General features: G+C 68.7%; 12 protein-coding genes. 2 read left to right on the top strand and 10 right to left on the bottom strand.

Annotated elements, in window-relative coordinates; all coding sequences use genetic code 11:
* Positions 1–66 precede the first annotated feature (66 nt).
* The 5 genes from M8I34_RS16940 to M8I34_RS16920 all read right to left on the bottom strand — a co-directional run bounded on the left by M8I34_RS16940 (position 67) and on the right by M8I34_RS16920 (position 4,027).
* Positions 67–258, bottom strand: coding sequence for a hypothetical protein (locus M8I34_RS16940; protein ID WP_250050270.1), 192 nt, complete (start codon positions 256–258; stop codon positions 67–69).
* Positions 255–1,607 carry a hypothetical protein gene (locus M8I34_RS16935; protein WP_374210921.1) on the bottom strand — a complete coding sequence of 451 codons (1,353 nt, stop codon included), beginning with the start codon at positions 1,605–1,607 and terminating at the stop codon, positions 255–257. The genes M8I34_RS16940 and M8I34_RS16935 overlap by 4 nt, the downstream gene beginning before the upstream one ends.
* 2 nt (positions 1,608–1,609) lie before the next feature.
* A complete protein-coding gene (locus M8I34_RS16930) occupies positions 1,610–2,251 on the bottom strand; it encodes a WhiB family transcriptional regulator (RefSeq protein WP_250050268.1) in 642 nt (213 codons plus the stop codon).
* 181 nt (positions 2,252–2,432) lie between these two features.
* The gene (locus tag M8I34_RS16925) at positions 2,433–3,140 is read right to left on the bottom strand and encodes a hypothetical protein (protein ID WP_250050267.1); all 708 of its coding nucleotides are present in this window, start codon (positions 3,138–3,140) and stop codon (positions 2,433–2,435) included.
* 2 nt (positions 3,141–3,142) lie between these two features.
* A complete protein-coding gene (locus tag M8I34_RS16920) occupies positions 3,143–4,027 on the bottom strand; it encodes a helix-turn-helix domain-containing protein (protein WP_250050266.1) in 885 nt (294 codons plus the stop codon).
* 631 nt (positions 4,028–4,658) lie between these two features.
* Here M8I34_RS16920 and M8I34_RS16915 point away from each other — a divergent pair.
* Positions 4,659–5,546 carry a helix-turn-helix transcriptional regulator gene (locus tag M8I34_RS16915; protein WP_250050265.1) on the top strand — a complete coding sequence of 296 codons (888 nt, stop codon included), beginning with the start codon at positions 4,659–4,661 and terminating at the stop codon, positions 5,544–5,546.
* A gap of 98 nt (positions 5,547–5,644) precedes the next feature.
* On the opposite strand, the gene M8I34_RS16910 is transcribed toward M8I34_RS16915, so the two are convergent.
* Both M8I34_RS16910 and M8I34_RS16905 read right to left on the bottom strand, forming a co-directional pair.
* The gene (locus tag M8I34_RS16910) at positions 5,645–6,898 is read right to left on the bottom strand and encodes an MAB_1171c family putative transporter (RefSeq protein WP_250050264.1); all 1,254 of its coding nucleotides are present in this window, start codon (positions 6,896–6,898) and stop codon (positions 5,645–5,647) included.
* Between the two features lie 9 nt (positions 6,899–6,907).
* Positions 6,908–7,579, bottom strand: coding sequence for a hypothetical protein (locus tag M8I34_RS16905; RefSeq protein WP_250050263.1), 672 nt, complete (start codon positions 7,577–7,579; stop codon positions 6,908–6,910).
* A gap of 298 nt (positions 7,580–7,877) precedes the next feature.
* Between M8I34_RS16905 and M8I34_RS16900 the strand changes: the two genes are divergently transcribed.
* The gene (locus tag M8I34_RS16900; RefSeq protein ID WP_250050262.1) at positions 7,878–8,528 is read left to right on the top strand and encodes an HAD-IA family hydrolase; all 651 of its coding nucleotides are present in this window, start codon (positions 7,878–7,880) and stop codon (positions 8,526–8,528) included.
* A gap of 249 nt (positions 8,529–8,777) precedes the next feature.
* Here M8I34_RS16900 and M8I34_RS16895 read toward each other — a convergent pair whose 3' ends face one another.
* From M8I34_RS16895 to M8I34_RS16885, 3 genes are read right to left on the bottom strand one after another with little or no spacing between them, the layout of a single operon-like run.
* A complete protein-coding gene (locus M8I34_RS16895) occupies positions 8,778–9,419 on the bottom strand; it encodes a hypothetical protein (protein WP_250050261.1) in 642 nt (213 codons plus the stop codon).
* Between the two features lie 14 nt (positions 9,420–9,433).
* The gene (locus M8I34_RS16890) at positions 9,434–9,877 is read right to left on the bottom strand and encodes a GFA family protein (RefSeq protein WP_250050260.1); all 444 of its coding nucleotides are present in this window, start codon (positions 9,875–9,877) and stop codon (positions 9,434–9,436) included.
* On the bottom strand, positions 9,874–11,067 hold the full coding sequence (locus M8I34_RS16885) for a protein-L-isoaspartate O-methyltransferase (protein WP_250050259.1): 1,194 nt from the start codon (positions 11,065–11,067) through the stop codon (positions 9,874–9,876). The genes M8I34_RS16890 and M8I34_RS16885 overlap by 4 nt, the downstream gene beginning before the upstream one ends.
* Between the last annotated feature and the right edge of the window lie 108 nt (positions 11,068–11,175).

The following is an 11,175-nucleotide window of genomic DNA, read 5'->3' as shown; positions in this document are numbered from 1 at the left end:
CGGGGGCCCGGCGTGGAGCGGGCCCACCCCTGGCGAGTCAGGGTTTTGAGCTGCTGCCTCGTGGTTTCAGCCGCACTCGGGGCAGCGCCCGACGTGGCCGCTGAGAGCCCGGGCCATTCGCTCCTTCGTCGATGCGGCGTGCTTTGCGCTGGACTTGGCCGCCGGCCGCCCGGCATGGCGCTTTGAGTGAGCGGTCAGGAATCCGATCTCCCGCTCGTACTCAGCGCGGAGGGAAGCGAATTGGGGGCAGGTCTTCACCGGGTGGTGCTCCTTGTCGTCGTGCTCGTCTCGCTGCGCAGTTGCTGCAGGACGAGGCTCAGTCGGTCATTCCGGCCACCCACGAGGCCCTCGCGCCGGAGGATCTCCCGCAGCTGGACCCGGGTTACCGTCTCGTTGCCGTCCCGGTTGAGCAGGGGTGGGACGTGGGGGCGGAGCTGCTGGACGAGTTGTTCCACGGTTTGCTCCGGCCCGCGCGGAGGACGCTGCGTCTGCGGACTCCGGGACCGGCTACCACGGGTTGTGGTCCTTGGGGTCGGCTTCCGCCGGAGGGGCACCTTGTGTCCCTGGTCCCCGGTCCCGGTGTTGGTCTCCGGTCCCCGGTCCCCGGTGGGTGCGGTCCCGGCGTGGTTCCCGGTCCCGGCGTGGTCCCCGGCCCCCGGTCCCCGGTGGGTGCGGTCCCCGCGTGGTCCCCGGTCACCGATCGATACGGCGGCACTGGGCGCGCTGCCGGGGGGGACCGTGACGGCGGGCTTTTGGCCGTGGAGCGGGGACCAGGGGGAGGGCAGCGGGACCGTGGCGAGCGTGAGTGCGTGCCGGCGGGCGGCGAGCTGGTCGAGCAGCTCGGCGCGCTGGCGGGGGTCGGTGCCGACTCCTGACCGTCCGATTGCCTTCGACAGTCGCCGCGTGAGTCCTCGGCCTCGCCAGCCTTGCTGCTGCTTGGGGGTGCGTTCGGCGAGGCGGACGACGAGTGCGACGGCGCGTGCTGTGGCGCGGTCTGCGGTGATCTGCGCAGCGTCGCGATCTCGCGCGGCGATGCCAAGGCGGGACAGCAGCCGTTCGCGTGCTTCCCGCCCCAGGACGGCGAGCAGGCCGTGGGAGGCGGCGCCTGGGGTGCGCAGACGCAGCTCGATGCCCATCGCCTGATGCCACAGCATCGCCGCCATGATCGGGCCGACGAATGCCCTGACCGTATCGCCGATGGGGCCGCTCTCGGCATAGGCAGGGACCACCTGCACGCCGGTGATGACCCAGACCAGCGTCCCGGGCAGCCCGGGTGCCCCCTGGACCGCCAGATTCTGCCGGGCCATCAGTGCGGTGGCGAACAGGGCGAGTTCAGCTGCCGCGAACATGCCGATTCGCTCGCCTACGCCGGCCATGTCCAGGAAGTCGGCGGCGAACCGCCAGCTCGTGTCGGCAGAGTAGGCGGTGCAGCCGACCGCAGCGAGAGCGGCGACCTTGACTGCCGGGCTGCCGAAACGATTCGGTGTACGCGCTTTCCGGCGGCGGGCTGCCCAGCCGGTTAGGGACAGGGCGAGGGCGGCGACGGGAATGCCGATGGCGAGGAGGAGGAACGGTTCCGGGACGACACCGAGGGCCAGGTGGGTCAGGGTCATGCGGCCTTTCCGAGAGGGGCGCCCGTCGAGGGCGAGGTCACTGCGCCGGACACGGGCTGCTTCGTGTCGGGTTTGGTGGGTGTGTGCCTCCTGGTCGTCCGGGTGCTCGGTGTTCGCTTCTTCTTTCGGCGGGGCACGCCTAGGGTTCGGTCGCGATCGAAGACCTTGAGGGCTGCTTGCCGCAGTAGGTCACGGGCGTGCTTGTGGCCGATTTGCAGGGCGGCGGCGAGCCGATCGGTGTGCCAGCCCCGGACGTAGGCGTGGTTGATGACGATCTGGCGCTCGGACTCGGTCAGGTGCACGTCGCGCCCGTTGAAGAACGCGATCACACGGCTGTAGTCGAGGCGTTGAGGCAGTCCGTCATGCCAGGGGCGCCGCTCGGCTTCGGTCAGCCCGCCCCAGACGCCCTCCTTGAGGTCGTTCTCCAAGGCGTAGTTGAGGCAGTCGGGGACCACAGGGCACCAGCCGCACAGCTCCTTCGCCTCGGCGATGGCTTCGTGGTCCCGGGGGAGCGGGAAGAACACGGCGTCTGCGTCCTCGACGTCCATGCCGTGGCACGCTCCGCGGGTGTGCCAGCTGGTGTCGCTGATGCTGCGCAGGCCGGTGGCCGGCGCTTCGTGGGTGGTGATGTGGCGCAAGGGGGGCTCCGATGTGCTGCCGCGTCGGCCGGTCGGGGGCCGGTGTCGGATGGACGCGGTGTCGGGGGCCGGCTGCGGCGCAGGGCGGGCGCCGCAGGGCGGGCGCCGCAGGGCGGGCGCCGCAGCCGGGGGATTGTGGTGTCGCGTCGGGGCACCGGATGGGGTGCACCGATGTGGTCGGTCACGCCAGGGCGGGCTGGCCCTGCTCGGTCTCCTGGGCCTGCCGGGCGGCGGCGAGGTCGAGGCGACCAGGGTGCGGGGTGACTCGTGCTGCGGTTCCGCGTGCGCCGCCGTCGGGGGCGACACGGCGGCGGCGGCATGGCTCGCCGATCTGGGCCCGGCACCAATCGCACATGACGCCGAGGGCATCGGGCTGGCCCTGGGCGACGGCTGCCTCGCGCGCCGCACGAGCGGGCCGGTAGGGCGCGAGGGCGACGCGGACCTCTGGCGGTATGCAGGAGCCGTTCTTCCGCAGCCGCGCCTTCAGCTCGGGGGCGAGCTGGCTGCTGGTGATTGCCCGGTACTGCGCGGGCTGACTGCTGCCGGCCGCCACCGCGCGCCGGGTGCCGACCAGCTCGGCGGTCCAGGCCGCCTGGTCGTCAGGGTCAGCCCCCGGCGTGGGGTCGGTGTGCCGGGCCAGCCGGTCGCGCCGGTAGCTCTCCCAAGGGCGGGCGATGTCCGCAGGCAGGACCTGGTAGGGCGAGATCCTGATGTGCTGCCGGGCGGCGGCGCGGGCATCCCAGCCGTGCGGCGTGGTCATCGGCACGTCGCCGAGCAGCTCGTGCCACGTGGCGAGCTGGTCGCGGGCCTCGCCCTTGTCGGTGCGGATGCTGCGGGGGTCGAGTCGGCCGATGTAGGCCAGCAGGGCGGCGAGTTCGCGGCGGTCCATGGCTACTCCGATCCGGTCGGCTCGTCGAGGGCGGCGAGCAGGGCTGCGGTGTGGGCTTCGGCGCGGGTCATCCCGCTCGGCTGGGCGGGGCCGCTGCCGGGCACGGCGTAGAGCTGCGGGCCGCCTTGGGCGCGCTCTCTGGCGATCCAGGAGCGCCAGTCGGCAGCCCAGGCACCCGCCGACCGGGGCTTGAAGTCGGCGCGGTGGGCACGCCACTTCGCGTCGGCGGCGGCGAGGCCCTCCTGGCCGAGGCGGTCGAGGTGGCCTTGCTGGCGGGCCCAGGTGTGGGTGTCTGGGTCGACCTGCCACTCGCTGGCCGGGATGACGGCGGTACCACTACTGCTGTACCTCCGGTTCACCTTCGGTTCACTACGGTTCTGGGGACCGGATACCGGTACACCGCTGTGCCGGTTTCCGGCACGCCGCTGTGCCGGTTTCCGTCGCGAGGTACCGGATTCCGGACCTGCCGGATTCCGGACCGTGCCGGGGGATTCCGGTACTTCGCGGGGGCGGATTCCGTACCGCCGCAGAGCCGATATTCGGAGCGTCAGGCTGGCCTCGGGCTCATCCGGCGACGCGTTGTCGCCGTCCTGCTCCCTCATGGCCTGAGCCACGGCCGTCGCGGCGAGGGGCAGGCGGTATACCGTGCTGCGCTGCGGGCCGACCAGGTCGTCCAGCTGCTCCAGCTCACCGCTGGCGAGCAGACGGTCGAGGGCTTCGCGCACGGTGGACCGTGAGGCGTTTGTGCGCTTCTCCAGGCTGGTCAGGGAGGCCCAGGCGATGCACTGCTCGTCGGCCACTCGGTCGGCGAGCGACAGCATGATTAGGCGCCCAGCTCCCTTGCTGGAGCTGTTCTCCCACACCCACTCGCGGGCGTCGCTGCTCATCGGCCGCTCCCGCTCATGGGGCGGGGCCGACCGTTCGCCGAGGCCGTGCTGGGGTGCTCCGGCGCGTAGCAAAGTGGCGCCGAGGCGAAGGTTTCTGCCGCGCAGGCCAGGCGGGATGGCCCTTTGCGCAGGGCAGGAGGCATGCAACAATCCCCTTGGTGTTGCCACGCTGAAGCGCCCGGTGGAATGGGATCAGCGTGGTGATGGTGGGCAATCTCCGCCCTTGCCGGGGCGGGTTATGCCGTTAAGCGTTCGGCGTCCGGGAGTTCCAGCTCTCGGACGCCGCCGCTGTATGCGGACCTCAACGTCGTCGCTCTACCGTGCTCCTCACATTCGTGCTGCCGGGCGGTGCGCCCGGGGACAACGAACATACGCACGAGAGCGGATCAAGATCCAGAGTTGGTTCTTAATCTCTGTACTAGTTGCAGAGAGTGAGGGTGGGGAGCGGAATGCATGCGTGCGCTCTTCCGTTCATGGTCGACGGGCTCGGTCCGGCCGGTGGGCGCGATCAGCCAGTAAGCTGAAGCGAAAATGCCACGATGGAGGCCGAAGCAGCCCCCCACCTGCCGTGATGCACAAAACCTACGCTAGGTGGGCTTGTGCATCAAGCGCGGGTAGGCTGTGCTCATCGATGGCCGCGATCCAGAGTCAGGAGAGTGCAGTGTCGGTTCGCCAGTTTGACGGCGGGCGCGTGCTGGCCGCACGACGAGTCGCGAAACTCCAGCGATCCGACCTGGCGCGCCTGGTCGGTGCGAGCAAGGATGCGATCGGAGACTGGGAACGGTCCGACACCGCCCCTTCCCCAGAGCGTTTGCCGGCCCTTGCGAAGGCTCTGGGTCAAGAACTCGATGTGCTCTTCCCTCGGATCGGGCCACCGGATCTGAAGGATCTGCGTTGCGATGCCGGATACACCCAGCTGGATGCGGCGAAGGCCCTCGGCATCAGTCGTCTTCCCCTGTCCAATGCCGAAGCAGGAACCCGGCCGCTCAATACCGACTACGTCGAACCCCTCGCTCACCTCTACAAGGTGAAGCGCGAAAAGCTGGAGGAAGCGCAGAAGCGATCCTTCACCAAATCCAGCGCCCGCAGTCCCGAAGATCGACCGCCTCAGACCCTCGGTGAGAAGATCAGCGCCTTCCTTCAGCGGAAGCCGCTCTCGGACGGGGAAATCGCGGACGCAGTCAACGCCGCGGCCGGCTTCCCCGCCGTTGACGCGGCGGGCGTCGAGGCGCTGCGGACCGACAGTCGGGACTCTGCTGAAGTACAGGCCAGCCTGCCCGCCGACAGTCTTTTCGCCGGGTTGGGAGCGGCCTTTGGCGTCCAGCCGTGGTACTTCGCCCCTGGGGAATTGGTCGAGCGGCAGATCCTGGACCGGCTCCAGTTCCTGAGCCTCATGCGAAGTGACGGCGTCGCCGTGGCAGCCCGCGGCGCCAGCGAGGGAGTTTCAGCCGCCATGCTGGCGACGCTATCCGAGGTCCTTGTGCGCCACGAGAACGCGTCCCGGCCCGAAGAGGGCTAGCGTCGAGGTCGCGTCCTGGGCTGACCGCGGGCCCTGGTGGCCACCCCTGCCGGACCGTGTCCGGCTAGCTGATGGTCAGCTTCTCTTCCCGATGCCTGTCAGGCCGAGTGCGCCTCACACGCTTCCCGCTGACGAAGGCAGGGCCTGCCGGCCTCGGCAAGCAGCTCCTCCGTCTCCTGCGGGCGGATCCTGGTGTAGACAGCCTGCACTCGACGTAGCCAGGCGGCCTCGCCGATGGCGGTGCCGAACGGCTTTTCCGGCAGGGGCCCGGCCGGCACCGCGGAGCGGCAGCCGCGGGTGGCCGAGGCAAGCGTGGCCCTGATCCAATGAGCCTCCGCGGCCGGTTCCGGGTCGGAGTGGCTGAGGGCCGTCTCTTCGGCGGCGGGCCACAGTTCGGGCGTTGCGTGGTGCCGTAGACGATTGACGGCGTCGCCCACTTCCTGGATCCATCCGTCTAGCCGGACGTCCAGAGGGGGAGTGAGGCGCGTCATTTCCCGGAGGCGGCTACCAGCCGGTTGGAAAGTGATATCCGGAAATGTTTCGGTCAGCTCACTTCGAAGGGTGTGCAGGGACCACAATGACCGCCAGGTTCGCAGGCGATCAGCCGCTACGTTGGTGGTGGGAAGGCTTGCACCGGTAACGAATAGGGTCGCGGCCAGTACGTTGAATGCGTTTCCCACGTTTTCGACGATGTGGTCGACGTTCGCGGGGGTGGGTATGAGCATGGCAATCCACATGTACGTCAGGCGCATTACTGCGTACAGGGCGTAAAGCCAGGTCGAGGCGGCGCCGAGGGCCAGACCGAGGCGGAACACCACTGTCTCAGCCCGAAAAGCCACATGCGTCCACTGGTATGCGACCGCCCAGGCGGACGCCCCCAGGTAGAGGTAGTAGCACGTCATGAAGGACGCCGCCCCCCATTCGCCGGCATGATCGGCGGCGAAATCTGGACTGGGGTGCATCCGATCGATGGCGAAGAAGAACAGCAATAGCATTGCTGGAACGACGACGAGGAGCGACCTCCTCGCGACCCGGGCAACCGTCCGCGAGATGGCGATGTGCCTGGGGGCGTCGTCTCCGGCGAGCAAGTAACTGGTCACGGAGTAGGTGAGCATTGACAGGCAAGCGGCAATGGAGACCAGATACTTCACCAAGGCGTCGAAGTCGACTATGCCAAGCAGCGCCAGTGCTTCCCTGATTGGGGGGAAGCGAGTCCACAGCGTGAAGGCGAAGGCCGCACTGCACCCCCACAGCGTGCGTCGGAGGGGATCCCTGTATCGGAGGGCACCTGGCAACCGCCATATCGCTACGGTGGTCATCGCTACGGAAACGGCCAGAATCAGATACTCCACGGCAGCCCCCTACGGCAGGTGTCCACGTGGCGGTGCCAGCGGGTGCGTGAGGCTTGCTTCCATCACGCTGATGAGGTCGGTTCCGGAGGCTGCTCGCTTGCGCGCTAGCCGTTTGATGAGTGAGGCCGAGAACTCTGCCTGACGCTCCTCGTGACTGTCGTAATGCGCTCGCGCTTGGTGGATTACTGGGCCATCCCTTCGAACATCGGCAAGGAATGCTTGGAACAGCGGAGGCAGGAGCTGCTCTTCCTCTTCCCGGGTAAGCGATTTGCCATGGCCGAACCAGAGGTGAGCTATTTCGTGGATGATCACGTGCTCAGTCTGATTGGGGGTGGGGCGTGGCCTATAGAGGATGAATGTCGAATTCAAGCGCTCTACGGTGACGCGGAGCCCGCAAGCCGTCCGCATATCCCCGTGCGCATCCGACACGGGCACGAGGTGGATTTGGCCCCCGCGCACCGCTTCAATCTCGCCAACAAGTCCCAGGAGGCTGAAGGGCGAGGGGATGGGCAGGTCGGCCAGCTGACGTTCGCAACGCTTGCGTAGCAGGCGCATCTCGCCGGTCAGGCGCAAGGGCCCCATCACCACACCTTTCAACTGATCTGAGCGCCACGCAGTCGCGTCTTCCATGGCAGCACGCGCGAAATGCCTTGAAATCGAAAGCGGAATGCCGTGTTCCACCTCGGGATGTGTCGGTGATCATAGAACACTCGAGTGAACCCGCTCGATGCAATCTCCCGTCGCGCCGCGCGGCGTTCCGGGCATCGATCGCCGGTCGCCTGGGGGGAGTTGGCGAGCCCGTGGCTCGTCGCGGATTCTTCGAGTGGCTGAAAATGTGCTCTACGCCTCACTTGATTCACCTGCCATCTACTTGCCTATGCAGGTGGTTTGTCGCCCTAAATTCCGATGTGGGAGGGGTCTACTGCTGGGCTAGGCCGCCGTGTCGATGGAGGTGAGTTGCGAGGTATCGTCAATCACCATGAAGTTTTCGGCCGAAGCGCTCTTTTTTGACAGCGACGAAACGCTCGTTTCGTCTATGAAGTCGGTTTTGCGTTGCTGGTTGCAATGGGCGGACGCTCATGGCCTCACGATCGCGGAGATCATGGAGGTTCAGCCGCACGGCAGACCAGCCGCAGCCATCGTGGCCGACCTTCTGCCAGCTGAAGAAGTGGCTTCGGCAGTGGCTCTGCTTGAACAGGCAGAGGTCGACGACGCCATCGCCGGAGGGGTCGTCCCCGTCCCTGGTTCGCGGGAGCTGTTGGCGTCGTTGCCGGTAGACCGCTGGGCTGTGGTTACTTCCGGCACGCGCAGGGTCGCCGACGCGCGCCTGGCAGCCGCAGGAGTGCGCGCGGCTCACGTCGTCACGGTGGATGACATCACTCACCACAAGCCCGACCCGGAGCCGTTTCTCCTCGCGGCGCAGCGCTTGGGTGTCGACCCCAAGCGTTGTGTTGCGTTCGAGGACGCCCCGGCGGGACTCGCGGCGGCGCGTGCGGCGGGGATGGCAACGGTAGCTGTCACGACGACCCATGACGCCAGCGCCCTTGACGCCGACGTGGTGATAGCGGACCTGTCGGCTGTCACCACGTGCTCCACTGATGCTGGCGTGGAGCTGATCATTGCCGTTTGAGGCTTCGGACACGCCTCTCTAATTGGGGGCCCACTCGTTCGACGGCAGGGCGAGAGGGCGAGGTCGTCCAGCTCCGCACGGTGGGGGAAGCGGTGCGAAGCCCTCGGTGATCCGCATGAATTGATGGAGCTGGCGAGGGTGCATGACTGGTCTCGGCAGCCGTCGATTCCCATGATGTTGGCAAGTGATCGACACCCTGTATGACCTTGCGGCCCGCACCGTCCCCTTCGTCGAACGGACGTTGGCTAACTAGGCGGTGAGCGCGCTCTGGGCGCGTTCGTTGAACTCGCGGGTGGTGGGCGTGTCGAACGCGGCGAGTCGGCTGGCCAGGCTCAGTAGGGGTTCTGTGGTGCGGTGCGAGCTGATGGCCTCGGTCAGGTCGAGGGCCTCACCTGCCGTGGTGCATGCGCGTTCGATTTCTCGCTGCTCGAAGTAAGTGTCGGCCTGGCGTGCGAGGTAGAGCGCTCGGGTACGCACGCAGTTGGGGTCGAAGAGGGCTTGGGCTTGTGCGAACCCGTGTGCAGCGGAGCTTGGTTGCCCCATGTCACGGTAGCTGGATGCGCGGGCTGCGAGGAGTTCGGTCTCGTCGAACCAGTAGGCCCAGTCCGGGTCTTGGTGGCCCCCCGCGTCGGCCAGGAGGCTCTGTGCTCGGTCGAAGTCGTTCCAGCAGGCTGGGTCGCCCAGGTGGGCGCGGGCCCGACCTCGACGTGAGGTGAGGAGCGCTTCGACGCGGGGGGTTGCTACGGCGGTGAGTCCGGTGGAGGCCATGTTCGCGGCATCGTGCAGCCGGCCGGTGTTGTAGGCGGAGGCGCTCCAGAAGGCGAGGACGTTCGCACCGAGAGCGGTGTCACCTGCGACGTGCGCGCAGCGGAGGCCACGCGTCCGGGGCACGGCTGAGTGGAGGGTCAGGTGATGCTGCGGTGCTGGGTGTCGGGAACCTGGGGCAGCCAGGCGACGGCGTCCTCGCGGAAGCTCTGGTTGACCGGCACGAGGCCGGTTGCGTCGTCCAGCGCGGACAGGGTGATCGCGATGCTGGTGGCCCCGTCGTCGAGAGCGCACAGCTGGCTGCCGCAGCTCGGGCAGAAGCCGCGCCGCGAATCCGGCCAGGTGTAGTGCCAGGCCGGCTCGCCGCCCTCTTCGGTCCAGGTCAGACCGCTCAGCGGGAAGGAGGCCCAGGACATCATCGGGCCACCCGACAGCTTCTGGCAGTGCGGGCAACTACAGGTGTGGGGGTAGTCGGCCTTCCCGACGATCGTGAACCGGATCCGCCGGCACAGGCATCCGCCGGACCGTACGGGGGTGCCGGGTTGCGTCCGCGTCGGCTCAATTCCGGTGGTGGTGTGCTTCATCGCGCTGCCTCCTCGGTTTCTGTGTCGGGCGCGGGGAGCCGCCAGGTCAAGGCGCCCGGTCCGTGGCCGGCGCTCATCCGCTGTTCGCCATCGGGCTCCAGGTCGAGCCGGTAGCTCTCCGGCTCGCCGGCGGCCCGCCAGCGGAGGGCCGTTTCATGGATCTCGGCCCAGATGTCCCGTGGTCCACTGGCGGTGACCTCCCATGTGCCGGTCCTGTCCGGGTGGGCGACCATCCAGGAGCCGCAGTCGGGCGCGCCGATCGCCAGGTCTTCGACCCCCCGGTGCCGCACCAGGCCCGGGTGCAGCGAGTCCAGCGCGAGCCAGAAGCCGCGGGCCTCCTCCGGCGGCGGCACCGCAAACGAGCGGAAGGGCCGGACCTCTGCACCGTCGGCGTGCCGGGTCTCGGTGCGCTCGCGGAGCTGCCGGGACAGGAAGAGCTGCTTGCGGCCGTGCCCCGCGCGGTGGGCGAACTCCACCGCCCGCAGTTGCGAGACGATCCGCCCCTCCGGATGCCGGGAGACCACGGCCAGTGCGGGCCACGACGGCGACGCCGTCGTGATGTGGACCAATAGCCTGCCTCCGGGCGCGAGTTGGCTGACCAACGCTTCCGGCACGCGCGGGAGGGCGAAGGAGACGAATATCCGGTCGTACGGGGCGCCCTTGGCCCAGCCGTCCTGTCCGCACCCGCTCACCACGGCGGGCCGGTACCCGAGTGCCTTCAGTCGCGCTTGGGCGGCCGTCGCGATGTTCCGGTCGCGGTCGAGGGTGACCACCGCCGTGGGCCCGCAGATGTGGCAGGCCACCGCCGCGGTCACCGCGGCGCCGGTGCCGATGTCGAGCACCCGCTGCCCGGGGTGCAGATCCAGCTCCTCCAGTAAGGAGGAGGTCAGGCTCATCACGGTCGACATGGACGTGATCGCCCCGTCCGAGCGAGCACCTCTCGGCCGGTCCAGGAGCGGCTCCCCGTCGTGCTGGATGAGCACGCTCTCGCCGCCATAGAGCACCGCCAGCAGCTCCTCGCGGTCACCCGGTTCCGACCAGTCCAGCAGGTCCCAGCGCGGCGGACGTTCATCGAGCGCGCTGCGGCGGACGTACGCCTGCGGCATCAGCACCTCGCGAGGCAGCGCGAGCAGGGCCTCACGCACCAGGCCGGGGACGAGGGCACCGGCCGCCTCCAGTCGGGCGACCATCTGTGCCCGCGCGGATGCGGCTTCACCTGCGGGGGCGGCTCCTGGGCCGCCTGCCCCTGTCGGCCGGTCCCTGCCCCGCCGGGGTGGCACGCCGCCTTGCGTGCTGGT

The organism is Streptomyces sp. MCA2, assembly GCF_023544705.1.
Lineage (GTDB): Bacteria > Actinomycetota > Actinomycetes > Streptomycetales > Streptomycetaceae > Streptomyces > Streptomyces decoyicus.
This window is presented reverse-complemented; position numbering and strand designations above follow the sequence as displayed.